This is a genomic window from Streptacidiphilus melanogenes, from assembly GCF_000787835.1.
Lineage (GTDB): Bacteria > Actinomycetota > Actinomycetes > Streptomycetales > Streptomycetaceae > Streptacidiphilus > Streptacidiphilus melanogenes.
In genome coordinates, this window is record NZ_BBPP01000036.1 from 72,873 (window position 1) to 88,993 (window position 16,121).

At 70.7% G+C, this 16,121-nt stretch carries 14 protein-coding genes and 1 pseudogene; 2 read left to right on the forward strand and 13 right to left on the reverse strand.

What is annotated here, in order from left to right:
- Positions 1-17 precede the first annotated feature (17 nt).
- The 6 genes from TR49_RS29695 to TR49_RS29720 all read right to left on the reverse strand — a co-directional run bounded on the left by TR49_RS29695 (position 18) and on the right by TR49_RS29720 (position 6,262).
- A complete protein-coding gene (locus TR49_RS29695; protein WP_042387068.1) occupies positions 18-1,244 on the reverse strand; it encodes an FAD-dependent oxidoreductase in 1,227 nt (408 codons plus the stop codon).
- Between the two features lie 11 nt (positions 1,245-1,255).
- Positions 1,256-2,113, reverse strand: coding sequence for an LLM class flavin-dependent oxidoreductase (locus TR49_RS29700; RefSeq protein WP_042387069.1), 858 nt, complete (start codon positions 2,111-2,113; stop codon positions 1,256-1,258).
- Positions 2,114-2,273: 160 nt separating this feature from the next.
- Positions 2,274-3,863: a right-handed parallel beta-helix repeat-containing protein gene (locus TR49_RS29705; protein ID WP_042387071.1), complete on the reverse strand. Its 1,590-nt coding sequence runs from the start codon at positions 3,861-3,863 to the stop codon at positions 2,274-2,276.
- Positions 3,864-3,929: 66 nt separating this feature from the next.
- Positions 3,930-4,634, reverse strand: coding sequence for a TenA family protein (locus tag TR49_RS29710; protein ID WP_052434747.1), 705 nt, complete (start codon positions 4,632-4,634; stop codon positions 3,930-3,932).
- 1 nt (position 4,635) lies between these two features.
- Complete coding sequence (locus TR49_RS29715; RefSeq protein WP_042387072.1) at positions 4,636-5,391, reverse strand: SDR family NAD(P)-dependent oxidoreductase; 756 nt, start codon at positions 5,389-5,391, stop codon at positions 4,636-4,638.
- A gap of 358 nt (positions 5,392-5,749) precedes the next feature.
- Positions 5,750-6,262: a hypothetical protein gene (locus TR49_RS29720; protein WP_042387073.1), complete on the reverse strand. Its 513-nt coding sequence runs from the start codon at positions 6,260-6,262 to the stop codon at positions 5,750-5,752.
- A gap of 157 nt (positions 6,263-6,419) precedes the next feature.
- Between TR49_RS29720 and TR49_RS29725 the strand changes: the two genes are divergently transcribed.
- Both TR49_RS29725 and TR49_RS29730 read left to right on the forward strand, forming a co-directional pair.
- Positions 6,420-7,058 (forward strand): PadR family transcriptional regulator, encoded by a 639-nt coding sequence (locus TR49_RS29725; protein WP_042387074.1) that lies wholly within the window; start codon positions 6,420-6,422, stop codon positions 7,056-7,058.
- Positions 7,059-7,196: 138 nt separating this feature from the next.
- Positions 7,197-7,802: a response regulator transcription factor gene (locus TR49_RS29730; protein WP_042367790.1), complete on the forward strand. Its 606-nt coding sequence runs from the start codon at positions 7,197-7,199 to the stop codon at positions 7,800-7,802.
- A 12-nt stretch (positions 7,803-7,814) separates the two neighbouring features.
- On the opposite strand, the gene TR49_RS29735 is transcribed toward TR49_RS29730, so the two are convergent.
- The 7 genes and pseudogenes from TR49_RS29735 to metF all read right to left on the reverse strand — a co-directional run bounded on the left by TR49_RS29735 (position 7,815) and on the right by metF (position 16,009).
- On the reverse strand, positions 7,815-9,035 hold the full coding sequence (locus TR49_RS29735; protein WP_052434748.1) for a sensor histidine kinase: 1,221 nt from the start codon (positions 9,033-9,035) through the stop codon (positions 7,815-7,817).
- Between the two features lie 75 nt (positions 9,036-9,110).
- Positions 9,111-11,432, reverse strand: a complete 2,322-nt coding sequence (locus TR49_RS29740; protein ID WP_042387076.1) for a TOMM precursor leader peptide-binding protein — start codon at positions 11,430-11,432, stop codon at positions 9,111-9,113.
- On the reverse strand, positions 11,429-11,629 hold the full coding sequence (locus TR49_RS29745) for a hypothetical protein (RefSeq protein WP_042387077.1): 201 nt from the start codon (positions 11,627-11,629) through the stop codon (positions 11,429-11,431). The genes TR49_RS29740 and TR49_RS29745 overlap by 4 nt, the downstream gene beginning before the upstream one ends.
- Positions 11,630-11,843: 214 nt before the next feature.
- Complete coding sequence (locus tag TR49_RS29750) at positions 11,844-12,047, reverse strand: acyl-CoA carboxylase subunit epsilon (RefSeq protein WP_160311653.1); 204 nt, start codon at positions 12,045-12,047, stop codon at positions 11,844-11,846.
- 67 nt (positions 12,048-12,114) lie between these two features.
- A complete protein-coding gene (locus TR49_RS29755) occupies positions 12,115-13,686 on the reverse strand; it encodes an acyl-CoA carboxylase subunit beta (RefSeq protein WP_042387094.1) in 1,572 nt (523 codons plus the stop codon).
- A 26-nt stretch (positions 13,687-13,712) separates the two neighbouring features.
- Positions 13,713-15,123: pseudogene (ahcY, locus tag TR49_RS41835) on the reverse strand (adenosylhomocysteinase).
- Positions 15,101-16,009 (reverse strand): methylenetetrahydrofolate reductase [NAD(P)H], encoded by a 909-nt coding sequence (gene metF / locus TR49_RS29760; RefSeq protein WP_084725582.1) that lies wholly within the window; start codon positions 16,007-16,009, stop codon positions 15,101-15,103. The pseudogene ahcY and the gene metF overlap by 23 nt, the downstream one beginning before the upstream one ends.
- Positions 16,010-16,121 lie beyond the last annotated feature (112 nt).

Genomic DNA, 16,121 nt, shown 5'->3' on the forward strand with positions numbered 1-16,121 from the left:
GTCGCTGTGTGAGAGGTTCAGACGCTGGAGACGTGGGACGGGGTCTGGCCCTCGGCGAGGTCCACCTGCAGCGACCACTTGGCGATCTTCAGCGACATCTGGACCGCCTCGGTGGCGTAGCCGACCATCTCCGTCTGGTAGACCGTCACCGCCTCCGCGAGCGTGGCCTCGCCGCGCTCCACCCGGGCCAGCTCCCGGGCCAGCACCGCGGCGTCGCGCATGGCCGTGTTGGCACCGACGCCGCCGGTGGGCGGCATGGTGTGGACGGCGTCGCCCAGCGGGACGATCCGGCCGGTCTCCCAGGGCACCACCGGCACGGTGGTGCGCAGCCCGACGGGGTAGACCTCCTCGGCGTCCGCGTGGGCGAAGATGCCGCGCAGGTCCGGGTGCCAGGCGGCGGTCCGCTTGAGCGCGAGCTCGCGCAGCTCCTCGCCGGTCATGGCGAAGAACTCCTCGTCGGGGATGCCCAGTTGCTCCTGGTGCACGCTGAAGACGGACATGTAGTAGTCCGCGGTGGGCTCGAAGCGCAGACCGGGCCGGAGCCGCGCGGAGGCCTGCTGCGGGTCCTCGCGGAAGACCATCGGCATCAGGCCCAGGTGCTGCCCGTCTCCGCCGATGACGTAGATGAACCGGTCCTGCAGCAGCTCCGGCAACCCGGCCTCGACGGCCTTGGCCCGCGGGGTGCGGGCGAGGATGCCGCGCACGCCCATGTCCACGGCCGAGTCGGCGGGACGCAGCTGGGCGCGGACCTGGGAGTTGGCGCCGTCGGCGGCGATCAGCAGGTCGCCCTCGTCGGTGCTGCCGTCCTCGAAGTGGGCGACGACGCGCTCGCCGCGCTGCTCGAAGCGGGTGAACCGGCGGCCGAAGTGGACGACGTCGTCCAGGCCCGCGAGCAGGATCCGGCGCAGGGTGGCCCGGTCCACGGCGTCGATCTTGTCCGGGGAGTCGCCACGGGGGTCGGTGAAGCTGGGCGCCCACAGCGGCTCCAGCTTCTCGTCGTAGGCCGCCAGCGCGCCCTCGCGACGGTAGTTGGAGCTGGCGACGACCAGGTCCTGCAGCGGCTTCGGCAGCACCTCGCGCAGCGCGCGCTCGCCGTCGGGCGAGACGCGCAGGCGGTAGCCCTGCATCCGGCCCTTGGCCGAGGCGTCGCGCTCGTAGACCGCGACCTCCCCGACGCCGGCCCGGCGCAGGCCCTGGGCGAGCGCCAGCCCGCCGATGCCGCCGCCGATCACGATGATCCGCATGGCCCGACCCTTCACTTGAGGACCACGTCCGCGATGCGGTCGAGGTGGTCCGGATCGTCGGTGACGGAAAGGAGGAAGATCTCGTCGCAGCCGTTCGCTGCGTAGAGGTCGACGACGGCGCGCAGCTGCTCGGGCTCGGTGATGGCGCCCTTGGCCAGGTGCTCGGCCATCTGCCCCATGAAGGCGTAGTAGCTCAGCATGTGCTTCTTCGCTTCCTCGGCGCCGTTCGGGCCGAGCGCGACGTAGCAGTTGGCGCCCATGCGCGGGGCGCCGGTGCGGCCCTCCTCGTCCCACAGGGTGCGGAAGTTCGCGACCAGCTCGGAGAACTTGTGCGGCGGCCCGCCCGGGGAGATCCAGCCGATGCCGTGGCGCGCGGCGCGGCGCAGACCGGCCGCGGAGTGTCCGCCGCCCCAGATCGGGATGGTGCCGTTCACCGGACGCGGACCGACGCCGGGGACCGGACCCTTGCCGGCCCAGATCTCCTGCAGCTCGACCAGCGCCTCGTCCAGGCGGCGGCCGCGGCTGCGGAAGTCGGTGCCGGTGGCCGCGTAGTCGTCCTCGCGCATGCCGGAGGAGACGCCGACGACCAGGCGTCCGCCGGAGAGCCGGTCCAGGCTGGCGAGCTGCTTGGCCAGCTCCACGTTGCTCGGCCGGGTGGCGGCCAGCAGGATCGCGGTCACCAGCTCGATGCGCTCGGTGGCGCCCGCGGCTGCCGCGAGCGCGACGATGCTGTCGTAGCTGTCGTAGACGACCCGGTCGGTGACGGTGAGGCTGTGGAAGCCGAGCCGGTCCGCGCGCCGCGCGAACTCGATCAGCCGGCTCCCGTCTGCGCCGGGCACGCCGGTCGGCAGGGCGACCCCTATCTGCATTGCGGTTCTCCTCTGACGGCTTGACGGCTCTGACGGCTGTGACCGTCGAAAGTCTGGGCGCGGGAACTGGGGACGCGGTCGAGGGGCCCTGGAGGGGTGCCCCTCGACCGCGCCGGTCCGATCAGGCGGTCCGATCAGGCGGTCCGGTCAGACGGACCGGTCAGGAGCCGTACTTGCAGGCGCCCTGGTAGACGCCGACGTTGGGCGACGTGCCGGGGATCGGGTTGCCGTAGTAGTCCTTGCCGCCGTTGCCCGCGATCACAGCGCCGGCCTTGAGCGCGGGCGAGCCGCAGCTCAGCTGGTAGCCGTTCGGACCGCTGCCCGCGCTCACGAAGCCGGGTGCGGTGGTGGTGACCGCGTGGGTGTCCCCGCTGGGCGCGGCGCCCACGTTGACGTACACGTTGTTGGAGAAGGTGCTGACCGGGTCGGAGAAGCTCGACCCGCCCGGCTTGCCGACGAAGATGTTGTTGCTGTAGTTCACGTTCGTCTGGCCGAAGTTGCCCAGCAGCGCGCCCGCCGTCGGGGCGTAGACGACGTTGTTGTAGACGCTGATGCCCGGCTCGGTCAGACCGCAGCCGTTGGAGATGACCGCGACGGTCATCCCGCCGTAGCTGGCGTCGTGGTCGTTCTCGCTGACGTTGTAGCGGACCGTCGCCCCGACCGTCTGCTCGCCCGGCACATCGCACATGGCCAGGAAGCCGCCGTAGTTGTCGTGGCTGTAGTTGTACTGGTACAGCACGTTGGTGTCGGCGCCGTCGATGTCGAAGGCCATGGCCGGCGGCGAGGCCGCGCCGCCCGAGACGTTGTTGTACTGCATGACCGGCGAGTCGGAGTTCCACGCCCAGACGCCGGCGTGGAAGGCGGTGGCCCGCAGGCCGAAGCCGGAGACGGTGTTGTGCTCCACCAGCGGGTTGGCGAGGTTCTGCACGGCTATGCCGTCGCCGCCGCTGTTGGTCAGCGTGTTCCACCCGATGTAGACGTGGGTGAACGGCACGTAGTGGTTGGTGCCGTCGGTGAAGTACGGCGTGCGGTAGGACCAGGTCGACGACGTGGCGATGCCGTAGCCGTCGGTCCCGGAGACGGTGTCCCCGGAGATGTTGACGTCGTCGAACGTGGTCGCGGTGGTGTTGCCGGCCGCCTTGACCAGGATGCCGGCGCTGTCGTCGTTGGTCGGGCCGGTCGCGTCGGTGCCGGTGATGTCGTGGACCGACAGGTTGTCCAGCACGTAGTGGTGGCCGGTGCCGTAGTCGCTCAGCAGCACGTAGACGCCGATGCGGGGCTTGCCGTCCGGGGTGGTGGTGTCGGTGACGTCGAGGTTGCGCACCTCCCACTGCTGGACGTTGTTCAGCTCCACGGCGGCCGGGGCGCCGGCGCCGTCGATGCCGGGCTTGGCTCCGCTGCCGTAGGCGTCGATCCTGATCGGGTTCCCGGCCGTGCCGGAGCCCTTCGGGGTGAGCACGCCGGTGCAGCGGGTGCCGCGCTTGATCAGCAGCTGGTCGCCCGGCTGGAAGACCACCGAGTCCGCCTTGGCGAGCGTGCCCCAGGCCGTCGACGGCGAGGTGCCGGCGGCGGTGTCGTGGCCCGCGGAGCAGTCCAGGTAGTACTGGTGCCCCCCGTCGGCGCAGGCGACCGCGGGCGCCCCGAAGGCGACCAGCATGGTCAGGCCGAGGGCGAGTGCGAACCGGCCCAGGGCCGGCCGGTGCACCGGGGCAGCAGCCGGCTGCTCGGCCGAGCGGCTGGATTCGGCCATATCGTTGCTCCTTCTCTCGAACGTGGCGATGCCCGAGAGACGCTGCTGTGCCCTGGTCGCCTCTTGCTAGAGAAGCCGTGGAACAGCGGCGGGAGCTGCGGTTTCACCTCCCCAGGCGGCCTTGACGAATCGGAGCTCATGATGTGCACCTGTCATGAACTGTTCGATCAGTCCGTGACGCCCCCTCGCGGAGACCGATCGTGCACAGTCCTCCACCAGGTCGAGGTAGGCCGAAACGTATCCGTGGAACCCCTCCTCCGGGCAGTAGCGACCCACCCAGCCTGCGTAGACGCCGACCGGAGGCACGCCGCCCCGGACCAGGTCGCGGCAGACGAACTGGTGGAACCAGGTCATCGGCAGCAGCCCCACGGCGGCGACCGGGAAGGGCTGCGCGCCCGTCTCGGCGAGGTAGGCGACATGGGCGGCGGTCGCCGGGGCCGCGGTCGGCTCGCCGCCCCCGGCGCCGGCCCTCCGGTGCTCCTTCAACTCACCTTCCAGGAGGTCCAGTTCGCCGATCATCCGGCGCGCCGACACGAAGGTGGCCGAGGCGGCCCCGGCCAGCAGCTCGCCGTGGGTCGGCACGGCGGCCGCCGAGGCGGCGCGGGCCAGCGCCCGTGCGTAGGCCGGGACCAGGTGCCAGGTGTCCTGGGTGGTGAACCGCCGCAGCCGCTCAGGAGCGAGCGCACCCGAGCGGAGGCCCGCCCAGAACGGGTGCGCACGCACCTCGTCCAGGACGGGCCCGGCCGCCTCCAGCAGCTCGTCGCGGAACACCTCAGCGCCCGCCGGCCGGGAAGATCACCTGACCGTTGGTGTTGCCGTTGGCCGCGGAGCCGAGGAAGACGATCAGCTTGGCCACCTCGTCGGCGGTGGTGAGCCGCCCGCTCGGGGTCTCCGCGGTCGCCTTCTTCAGCAGGTCGGGGTCGACGGAGTCGATGTTCTCCGTAGTCAGGGTGCCGCCGGGGGCCACCACGTTGGCCAGCACGCCGTCGCGGGTCCACATCAGGCCGCGGACGAAACCGTGCAGCGAGGCCTTGGCGGCGCTGTAGATCTCCGAACCGGGGTTGCCGTGCGTGGCGGTGACCGAGGACAGCAGCACGATCCGGCCCCAGCCGCGCTCACGCATGCCGCCGAGCGCCTGACGGACCGTCCAGATGTGGCCCTCGACGTTCTCCCGGTAGCGGGTGAGCCAGTAGTCCATCGGGAAGTCCTGGAACGGCGGCATCTCGTCCGGGTTCATCCACACCCAGGTCTGCGCGTTCGCGATCACGACGTCGACGCCGCCCCAGCGGGCCTCCACGCCCGCGACGGCCGCGGCGACGGAGTCCGGGTCGGCCAGGTCCATCTGCTGGGCGAAGGCGCGCTCGTCGCCGCCGAGTTCCTGCACCACGGCCTTCGCCTCCGCCTCCGCGGAGTGGTAGGTGATGGCGACCTTGGCGCCCTCGGCGGCGAAGGCGAGCGCCGTCGCGCGGCCGATGCCGCGGCTGGCGCCGGTCACCAGAACCCTCTTGTCACTGAGCCCGAGATCCATCTGCTTCTCCCCTCGGCCGTCCGACGACGGCACAGAGCGCGGCGCGCCGCAGCGCATGGAACCCCCGCACGGTCTCATCACCGCCTTGCCGCACGGTCGCGCGACGCTGGGGCGGTCCCTCATGGGCGGAGAGCCGGCCGGAAGAAAAGGAGCCCCGTTCGCGGACAGAGGGCGCGCCACGCGGCCGGTGGGCCGCGGGAGCGCCCTCAGGGGACCGGCGGCAGCGGGGGTGGCTGGCCGGTCCACGAACGAGTCCCTGGTGGGGTCGTCGGGCGCCGCCCATGATGCGGTGCGGCGCCCGAGGTCGGGTCGGGTACGACTCAGGTCGATCGCGTACGACGCAGCGAGCGGTGCGCGGTCAGGCCCCGGCCTTGCCGTGCGGGTCGGCCCACGGGTCGCGGGTCGGGTCGTCGATGACGGGGAGCCGGCCCTCCTTGCGGGCACGGCGCAGGTCGTCGAAGTACTCGCGGCTCATCATCGCGGAGACCATCGCCACGCCGCCGCGGTGCACCCGGATCTCACTGTTGGCGGCGGTGCCGACCAGGCGGATCGTGCGGGTGGTCTCCTGCGTCGGGGCCTGGCCGTCCTTGACCTTGCCCTTGCCGGACCACTGCAGACCCCACTGGTCGATCTTGGCGTCCTCCGGCACCAGGAGCTTGACCATGGCCCGCTGCATCTCCACCCGGACCTCGATCTGGGCGGGGATGTTCGGCGAGCGGAGGTCGACCACGACACTCCCGCCGCGCGCCTTGATCTCGAAGGTGTCGGCGCTGGTCCAGTTGCCCAGGCGCTTGGTGACCGTGTGGTCGACGTGGATGCGCTCGGTGCCGGCGGAAGCGGTGCTGTCCTCGGCGAACTTGTCCTGGCTCATGGTGAGTTCCTTCCGGGAGGTGCGACTGACGGTTTCGGGCGGTCCGGTTCTCCGGCCGCCCGGTCCGGCGTTCCCGCCGACAGATGAATAGTTGCACTGTTACTAGTCTCTCGTCAACTAGTGCCCTTGAGACTGACTCGAGGAGTAGGATGTCCGCATGACCAGCCCGACCAATCCGGCCAGCTCAGTCAAGAGCTCGCCCCTCTCGCTGACCGTCCTGTCCCTGCTGCACTACCAGCCGCTGCACCCCTACGGGATCCAGCGGCTCATCAAGCAGTGGGGCAAGGACCAGGTCGTCAACGTCAGCCAGCGCGCGAGCCTCTACCGGACCATCGAGCGCCTGCTGGGCGCGGGGCTGATCGAGGTGCGCGAGACGGAGCGCGACCAGCAGTACCCGGAGCGGACCGTCTACGAGGTCACCGAGGAGGGTCGCCGGACCACCCGCGCGTGGCTGGTGGAGATGCTCGCCAAGCCCAAGCAGGAGTACCCCGAGTTCCCCGCGGCGCTCTCGTTCCTGGTCATGCTGAACCCGGAGGAGACGCTCAAGGTCTTCTCGGCTCGCGCGGAGAGCCTGCGCGCGTCGCTGCGCGAGATCGACGCGATCATGTCCGTCGAGGCCGAGCACCGATTGCCCCGCGTCACCATGCTGGAGACGGAGTACCAGCGGGTGACCACCTCGGCGCAGTTGGCCTGGCTGGACGCGGTGATCGCCGACCTGCGCGCCGGCCGGCTCTCCTGGAGCCCCGAGGAGCTGATCGCCTTCGCCGAGTCGGAGGGCGCCGCCGCCGAGGGCTGAGGCACGGCGGACTTCCCCTACGGACCAGTAGCTGAAAGGTTTCTGCAAACCCGTCAGCGGACGGACACAAATCGTGACCATGGACCCGACAACGGGTAACATGTGCCTGCTGATCCGGGCTGGGACTTGGGGGAGTCAATGGTGCGTATCCTGCTGGCCGAGGACATGCACATGGTCCGTGGAGCGCTGGCAGCGCTGCTGCGCCTGGAGCCGGACTTCCGGATCGTCGCGGAGGTCGAGCGCGGCGACGAGGTCGTCCCCGCCGCGCTCGAGTGCAAGCCCGAGGTCGCGGTGCTCGACGTGGGCCTGCCGGGCCTCGACGGACTGCATGTCGCCGCGCTGCTCCACCAGGAGCTGCCGAGCTGCCGCACGCTGATCCTCACCAGCATGGGCAAAGCCGGCACGCTGCGCCGCGCGCTCGCGGCGCAGGTCTCCGGCTTCCTGCTCAAGGACGCTCCGCCGGCCCTGCTCGCCGAGGCGGTGCGAAGAGTCGCCGCGGGCGAGCGGGTGCTCGACCCGCAGCTCGCTCTCGTCGCCTTCGACAGCGTCGAGGGGCCGCTGACGGACCGCGAGACGGAGGTCCTCCGCCTGGCGGCCGAGGGCGCGGACGCGGCGGAGATAGCCTCCACCCTGTTCCTGTCCGTCGGCACGGTACGGAACTACCTGACCGCGATCGTCACCAAGCTCGGGGCCCGCAACCGCCTCGACGCCATCCGGATAGCCCGCGAGGACGGCTGGCTGTAGCGCGGGCCGCGGTCAGCGGTCCTGCTCCTCCGCGACGGGCGGGAGCTTGGCGACCGCGCAGAGGACGAACCAGTCCTCCTCCTCGACCGACCAGCTGAGACGTCCGTCCACGTGGGCGAGGCGGACCGTCAGGTTCTGCAGGCCGCTGCCGCCGGGCGCGTCGGTCCGGGAGACGCCGTCGTTGGCGATGGTCAGCCGGATCAGGTCTCCCTCGGCCCGGGTCGCGATCAGGCACTGCTCGGCCTTGCTGTGCCGGAGCAGGTTGGTGATGGCCTCGCGCAGCACCGTGGCCAGGATCGTGTCCAGGTGTCCGCGCGGCGGCCGGACGGTCAGGTCGATGTCCGCGCGGATGCCGGCCGCCTCCAGCACCGAGCGTGCGGCCTCCGCCTCCTCGTACAGCGACATCTCCCGGTAGCCGCGGGAGACCGCGCGCACGTCGGTCAGAGCCTGGCGGGAGACGAGCAGGATGTCGTCGAGCTCGGTGAGCGCCTCGGCGGGGCTGCCGTCCACGAGCCGCTTGGTCAGCTCGCTCTTGAGCACGATGGTGGAGAGGCTGTAGCCGAGCAGGTCGTGCAGATCCCTGGCGAAGCGCAGGCGTTCCCGCACGACCGCCACGCGGGCCAGCTCCCCCTGGGTCGCCTGGACCTGCACGACCAGCAGGGAGAGCCGGGTGAGGCCCCAGACCACGAGGCCGGTCACGATGATCGAGATGGTCATGTAGACCATGTAGTCGGTGGTCCAGTGGTCGATCACCCCACTGAACAGCGTCGCCCCGACGACCCCGCCGAAGACCGCCCACCCCAGCCGCGGCGACAGCAGGAGCAGTGCGCTCGCGATGAGGAAGCCGGACATCCCGCCCCACCAGATCCCGAACCCGAACGGGGGCAGGTAGGTGAAGACAGCCTGGAGCACCAGGCTCCACGGGAAGAGGAGCTGCCGCCGGCGCTCCAGGCGCGGGTCCGAGTGGAGCACCTGGAGCGCGGCGATGCCGAGGAAGCAGATACCGCCGATGATGATCTGTTGCAGCGTCAGGCCGTAGAAGACCAGGTTGGTGACGCCCATCACCAGGTAGCAGGTGACCACGGTGGGCACGAGACTGCTGGCGGCCCAACGCGGAGGGGACACCCGCTCGAGGTTGCCCAGGACGACGATGCTCGGGTCCTCGGGCTCGTTCGGGAGGTCCGGCTCCTCGCGACGTGACTGAATGATCAGCCGATCGATGGCACTGGTCACAGCCGCCGCCTCCGTCCGGATATCAGCAGACCCACGAGCAGGGTACGCGGCTCGGACCGTGGCGCAACATTCATGTCAGATGAATACCGGGATAGGGTTGAGGTTCTGATACATCGTCGGGTACTCCAGACGCCCCGTCCGCACCGGCACTTCGAACAGCCGACCGGGCGCGAAGCGGGCCCAGAAGTGCCGCAGCCCCGGCACGACGACCTTGACCACGGGCAGGCCGATGTCCGGCCGGGTCTGGTCGACGACGAGGGTCTCCAGCCCCTGCTCCGCCAGGCGGTCGGTGACCAGCCGGACGTCGTCCAGCAGGTCGTGGCCGGCCAACGAGGGGCGGTCCGGCGGCCCCGTGGGCCGGGCGGCCGGGTCGGGCAGCAGCCAGGGCTGTTGGTGCACCCGCTGCTCCCGCCACCAGGACAGCAGTTCCGGATCGTCGAGGCGGTATCCCGTGCCGTCGGCCTGGACGTCCGCGACGGCCGGGAGCATCTGGTTCATCTCGGTGAGCGCGCGGCTCAGCGCCACGCGGGGGTCGAGATGGGCGCCGAAGCCGAGCATGATGTCCTGCGCGGGCTTGTCCACCCGGCGGGAGAGCGCGGCGAAGACGGGGATGCCGAGGTCCGAGGTCAGATCCAGCGCCCACACCTGACGGCCGATCAGCCGGTAGGTGCCGAGCAGCTCGTCCACCCACGCGGTGGCGAAGGCGTCCAGGCTGACCGCGGGCTGCCGGGTCCGGTTGTACCACCACAACGCCACCGCGTCCCGCTCGACCAGTTCCAGCAGGCCCTGGAGCACGGCGTCCTCGATGCAGCTCCCGGCCGCGTTGCCGTTGGAGCAGGCGATCAGGGAGTGCCGTCCGGCCGGCGGGGCGACGCCCTCCTGGACGGGGTTGAAGTACAGCATGCCGGTGGGCAGCATCCGCTGCCGGCGGCTGGTGAGCGACCACACGGGAGTCCAGTCGACGGGGGCGTCCCCGTCGAAGGGCTCGGGCACGTGGTGGAAGGCCGAGCACTGCCGGTTCCACTCCCGCCGGTTGAGGTACTGCCGGGGGTCGAAGAGCATGCAGTCACGCGGGTCGACGGCGATCTCCCCGAGCCCGCGCAGCGAGTCGCGCACGCGCAGCTCGTCGCCCTGGAGCGTGGCCGAGTAGCGCTCGACGGCCTCGCAGAGGGCACTCACCTCGGCGTCCAGCGGCGTGGCGCCCTTGCCGCCGCTGCCGCCGCGAAGCCCGGCGCGCAGGTCGCGCAGGTCTCCGCCGCCCACGGCGAGATTGCGGCCCGACGCGTAGCTGTACAGGCCGGTGGGGCAGCCGTCGACGGGACGGATGTCCTGGACGACGCCGGTGACCGGACTGACCAGATGGGCGAAACGTTTCTTCATATCCTCGGCGGAGCAGGCCCGATGTCCGCCGGAGGCGCGGAACACCTTCGGCCGGGAGGTCAGGTCCACCCCGCGGGCCGCCTGGCGTGCCATCAGCTGCGGGTCGCCGCAGCTCGGGCACTGCGGGCGGCGTCTCGCCTCGTGATGACGGGAGGCGAGGGTCAGCGTGTCCAGTTCGAGCACCGACTCCTGGCCCGGATGCCGGTAGCCCGCGAGCCACTTGACCGCCTCGAGGACGAGCAGCTGGGCGCTGGCGCCGTAGCCGACGGGCAGGTGGGCGGCGGGCCGCACCACCGGGCCGGTAAGGCCGAGCGCCCGGCGCACCGGGGCCTCGGCGGCGCGGTGCTCGCGCAGCCGGTGCGCGAGGCAGCTCCAGCAGGCGCTCTCGTCGGGCCGGAACACCGGTCCGATCCAGACCCGTGCGCCGGTCAGCCGGGCGAGCAGCCAGGGCCTGCCCGTGGCCCGGTGCTCCAGGTCGAGCGCGGCGAGCTCGGGGCGCAGGTAGTCGTCGGTGATGACCAGGGTCAGTCGCGCGTCCTGGCCGTCCGGAAAGGGGCCGAGATCGAGCTGGCTCCCCCGGCAGGCCTCGCGGACGGCGTCCACCGGGGCGTCGCCCACGGAACGCAGCTCCACCCGCGCTCCGGCGAGCCGGTCGACCGTCTCCTGCCCCTCCAGTCCCGCCATGTCCCAGTAGGCCTCGGCGGGCAATGTCACCGGCCGCGCCCGGAAAGCGATGAGTCCCTGCCGGGCCAGTTCGCGAATGGCCAGGCCGGCCTCGCCGACGGGTATTTCCGCACTCACGCAGTCGAGCACCGAAGCGAGATCCCTGGTGCCGTCCAGCAATGGGACCAGCGCCGCAACAGGCGCACCCTGGAGCGCGGTGACTCCGCGCTCCGACAGCAGATAGGCAGCATCCCCCACGACATGCTCTGCCCGCAGGTGGCCACGGAAGCCCAGGAGCCGCGGCCCCCGGACTTCCGTGACAATGCCTCGCCCCTCGGACGAGGATGCGGTCACTGAAGAACCAGCTCCCGCTCCTGCAGACCGGCGGTGCACGGCGGCCCGCAGCCCTTGGCCGTCGCCACGCGGAAGTCCTCGAGCTCCTCGATCAGGAGCACTTCTCCCGCGGCCGGGTGGTCGTGGTGGGTGTCGGTGAGTACCAGACCGAACATGCGCATCGCGAGCTCGAGCTCGCGGTCGATCGACGTGTCCATCCGAGCCTCCTCCGGGGTGGAGTTCGTCGCACCCACTGACCGTGGGTAGCGACTCGATGACGGCTCGATTCTGGATGGAGGAGGGGAAGCCGAGGAAGTGATCCTGTCATGAACCCTCTATGAGTTGTTCATGATCGCCTGATAGCTTCACAAGTTCGCACGCGTACCCTCCTTACACTGCCTTTCTGGCTGCCGTCCCGTCAACTGCGGGCCGTCATTCCCACGAACCCGGCGCGCGATACGGATTCTGCGACCGCCACTGCGACCGCCGCCGCCCGCCGCCGGACCGCGCGGGGCCGGCGGAGGCGGCGGTGCGGGCCGCGATCCCGAGCAGCACGGCGGCGATCACCGCGAGTTCGGTGGGGTCGGGTTCGCCCCGCACCACCGTGAACCACTCCTGGGCGCCCTCTGTCGTCACCACTCCCCCTCTGCCTCGCGGACGCTGTGCCTGTCGTCGGACGCCTGCCTGTCGGAGGGCACGTCCCTCACATGGGCGGGTTGCCGTGCTTCTTGGAGGGGAGCAGCACCCGCTTGGTGCGCAGCATCCGCAGCGCCTTGATCAGCGTCCAGCGGGTCTCCGCCGGATCGATGACGTCGTCCACCAGGCCGCGCTCGGCGGCGTAGTACGGATGCATGAGCTCCTGCTGGTACTCCTTGATCCGCGCGGCGCGCACCGCGTCCGGGTCCTCGGCCGCGGCGATCTCCCGGCGGAAGATCACGTTCGCCGCTCCCTCGGCCCCCATCACCGCGATCTCGTTGGCCGGCCACGCGTAGGAGAGGTCGGCGCCGATCGAGCGGGAGTCCATCACGATGTACGCACCGCCGTACGCCTTTCGCATGATGAGCTGGATCCGCGGGACCGTTGCGTTGCAGTACGCGTAGAGCAGCTTCGCGCCGTGCCGGATGATCCCGCTGTGCTCCTGGTCGACGCCCGGCAGGAAGCCCGGCACGTCGAGCAAGGTGATCAGCGGGATGCTGAACGCGTCGCAGAACTGGACGAACCTGGCCGCCTTCTCGCTGGCGTGGATGTCCAGCACGCCCGCCATCACCGCGGGCTGGTTGGCGATGATGCCGACGGCCTGGCCGTCCATCCTGGCCAGGGCGCAGATGACGTTGGGCGCCCAGGCGGCGTGGACCTCGAAGTAGTCGCCGTCGTCGACGAGTTCCTCGATGACAGCACGGACGTCGTAGGAGCGGGCCGGGTCCGTCGGCACCAGGCTGAGCAGGTTGTGGTTCGGCCGCTTCGGGTCGTCGGTGGGCGGCTCGAACGGCGGCTCCTCCTGGTTGTTGGCCGGGAGGAGGGACAGCAGATGGCGTACCTCCTCCAGGCAGTCGCGCTCGTCGGTGTAGGCGAAGTGGGAGACCCCCGAGGTGCCGGCGTGGACGTCGGCGCCGCCGAGCCCGTTGTGCGTGATCTCCTCGCCGGTCACCGCACGCACCACGTCGGGGCCGGTGATGAACATCTGCGCGGTGTCGCGGACCATGAAGACGAAGTCGGTCAGCGCCGGCGAGTACGCCGCGCCGCCCGCACACGGCCCCAGGATCACGCTGATCTGCGGGATCACCCCGGACGCCGCCACGTTGCGGCGGAAGATGCCGCCGTAGCCGGCCAGCGCCGTGACGCCCTCCTGGATCCGGGCCCCGGCGCCGTCGCAGAGACCGACCAGCGGCGCGCCGGTCTCGATGGCCAGGTCCATCACCTTGTGGATCTTCTCGGCGTGGGCCTCGCCCAGCGCCCCGCCGAAGACCCGGAAGTCGTGCGCGTAGGCGAAGACCCGCCGCCCGTGGACGGTGCCCCAGCCGATCACGACACCGTCCCCGAGCGGCTTGCGGCGACCCATCCCGAAGGCGCTGGCCCGGTGGCGGCGCAGCGGCTCGATCTCGGTGAACGTCCCCGAGTCGAAGAGGAGCTCCAGGCGCTCGTCGACCGTCAGCTTGCCCTTGGCATGCTGCGCGTCGGTCGCCGCGCCCTCCTTCTCGGCGCGGGCCTGCTCCTTGACCGCCTCCAACTCCGCCACATGGCCGTGCAGGCCGGGCGCCTCCTGGACCGTGGTCATCTGTTGCCTCCCAACTCCTGGTGGTGTCAGTAGCGGTAGTGGTCGGCCTTGTAGGGGCCCTCGACGTTGACGCCGATGTAGTCGGCCTGCGACTGGGTGAGCGTGGTGAGCTTCACGCCCAGCGCGTCCAGGTGGAGCCGGGCGACCTTCTCGTCCAGGTGCTTCGGCAGCGTGTAGACGCCGACCGGGTACTCCTCCGGCTTGGTGAACAGCTCGATCCTGGGCCAGGGTCTGGTCCGCGAAGGAGTTGGACATCACGAACGACGGGTGCCCGGTCGCGTTGCCCAGGTTCAGCAGACGCCCCTCGGACAGCACGATGATCTTCTTGCCGTCCGCGAACGTCCAGGTGTGGACCTGCGGCTTGACCTCGTCCTTGACGATCCCCGGGATCCTCGCCAGACCGGCCATGTCGATCTCGTTGTCGAAGTGGCCGATGTTGCCGACGATGGCCTGGTGCTTCATCTTGGCCATGTCCGCGGCCATGATGATGTCCTTGTTGCCCGTCGTGGTGATGAAGATGTCCGCGATGCCGACGACGTCCTGCAGCGTGGCGACCTGGTAGCCGTCCATCGCCGCCTGCAGCGCGCAGATCGGGTCGATCTCGGTGACGATCACGCGCGCGCCCTGGCCGCGGAGGGACTCGGCGCAGCCCTTGCCCACGTCGCCGTAGCCGCAGACCACGGCGACCTTGCCGCCGATCAGCACGTCGGTGGCCCGGTTGATGCCGTCCACCAGCGAGTGCCGGCAGCCGTACTTGTTGTCGAACTTCGACTTGGTCACCGCGTCGTTCACGTTGATCGCCGGGAACAGCAGGTTCCCGTCCCGATGCATCTCGTACAGGCGGTGCACACCCGTGGTGGTCTCCTCGGTCACGCCCTTGATCTCGGAGGCGACCTCGGCCCAGTTCAGGCTGCTGGAGCGCAGCAACTTCAGGACGATGGCCAGCTCCTCGTTCTCGGCCGTGGCGGGGTCCGGGACGGCGCCGGCCTTCTGGTACTCGACGCCCTTGTGGACCAGCAGCGTCGCGTCGCCGCCGTCGTCCAGGATCATGTTGGGGCCGGAGAAGCCCTCCCAGGTCAGCGCCTGCTCGGTGCACCACCAGTACTCCTCCAGCGTCTCGCCCTTCCAGGCGAAGACGGGGATCCCTACCTCGGCGATGGCCGCCGCGGCGTGGTCCTGGGTGGAGAAGATGTTGCACGAGCACCAGCGCACGTCGGCGCCGAGCGCGACCAGCGTCTCGATCAGCACGGCGGTCTGCACGGTCATGTGCAGCGAACCGGTGATCCGCGCGCCGGCCAGCGGCTGCGCGGCGGCGTACTCCTTGCGGATCGCCATCAGGCCGGGCATCTCGTGCTCGGCCAGCTCGATCTCCTTGCGGCCGAAAGCGGCCAGGGAAAGGTCGGCGACCTTGAAGTCACGCGGTGCGGGACGGGACATGACTGCTCCTCGACTGCAGGTTGCGATGGATTTCCAGGACGGCGGCGGCCTTGTTCAAGGTGATGTAGTGCAGGCCGGGCGCGCCCTCGGCCAGGAGACGGTCGGCGAGCCGGGTCGCGTGCTCCACGCCGACGGCGTGCGCGTCGGCTTCGGACGTGGCCCGTGCCAGGGCCTGCTCCAGGTCCGCCGGGAAGGCGGCGTTGCTGAGCTCCGCGAAGCGCTGGATCTGCCGGTGGTTGGTCGCCGGCATGATGCCGGGGATGATCGGCGTCGCGCAGCCGGCCGCCTCGACGCGGTCGCGCAGCCGCAGGTAGTCCTCGGCCCGGAAGAACATCTGGGTGATCGCGTAGTCCGCGCCCGCACGGCACTTGGCCACGAAGCGGCGGATCTCGCTCTCCCAGTCGGCCGAGCGCGGGTGCCGCTCGGGGAAGGCCGCGACGCCGATGCTGAAGCGGCCGAGCGAGTTGACCAGGGCGACCAACTCGTCGGCGTGGCGCAGCCCCTGCGGGTGCTGTCGCCACTCCCCCAGCGGGTCGCCCGGCGGGTCGCCGCGCAGCGCCAGCACGTCGCGGATGCCCGCGTCGGCGTACTGGCCGATGATGTTCCGCAGCTCGGCCACGGAGTGCCCGACGGCGGTCAGGTGGGCGACGGGACGCATCCGCGTCTGGGCGGCGATCCGGTGCGTGGTGGCGATGGTCCGCTCCCGGGAGGAGCCGCCCGCGCCGTAGGTTACCGAGACGAAGGTCGGGTCGACGGCCTCGACCCGGCGCAGCGTTTCCCACAGGCCCTTCTCGCCCGCGTCGGTCTTGGCCGGGAAGAACTCGAACGAGAACGACTGCTCGCCGCGGGCGTACATCTGGGCCAGATCCAGCCGGTGGGCGTCCATGAGCGGTGCCTCCCTCCCTCTTTGCGTCAGCGGGCGTTGAAGTACTTGGCGTCGGGGTGGTGGATGACGATGGCGTCGGTGGACTGCTCGGGGTGGAGCTGGAACTCCTCGG

Coding starts and splice junctions, on each gene's coding strand:
- TR49_RS29695 (WP_042387068.1), bottom strand. CDS start 1,244: ATGCGGATCATCGTGATCGGCGGCGGCATCGGCGGGCTGGCGCTCGCC.
- TR49_RS29700 (WP_042387069.1), bottom strand. CDS start 2,113: ATGCAGATAGGGGTCGCCCTGCCGACCGGCGTGCCCGGCGCAGACGGG.
- TR49_RS29705 (WP_042387071.1), bottom strand. CDS start 3,863: ATGGCCGAATCCAGCCGCTCGGCCGAGCAGCCGGCTGCTGCCCCGGTG.
- TR49_RS29715 (WP_042387072.1), bottom strand. CDS start 5,391: ATGGATCTCGGGCTCAGTGACAAGAGGGTTCTGGTGACCGGCGCCAGC.
- TR49_RS29720 (WP_042387073.1), bottom strand. CDS start 6,262: ATGAGCCAGGACAAGTTCGCCGAGGACAGCACCGCTTCCGCCGGCACC.
- TR49_RS29725 (WP_042387074.1), top strand. CDS start 6,420: ATGACCAGCCCGACCAATCCGGCCAGCTCAGTCAAGAGCTCGCCCCTC.
- TR49_RS29730 (WP_042367790.1), top strand. CDS start 7,197: ATGGTGCGTATCCTGCTGGCCGAGGACATGCACATGGTCCGTGGAGCG.
- TR49_RS29745 (WP_042387077.1), bottom strand. CDS start 11,629: ATGGACACGTCGATCGACCGCGAGCTCGAGCTCGCGATGCGCATGTTC.
- TR49_RS29755 (WP_042387094.1), bottom strand. CDS start 13,686: ATGACCACGGTCCAGGAGGCGCCCGGCCTGCACGGCCATGTGGCGGAG.
- metF (WP_084725582.1), bottom strand. CDS start 16,009: ATGGACGCCCACCGGCTGGATCTGGCCCAGATGTACGCCCGCGGCGAG.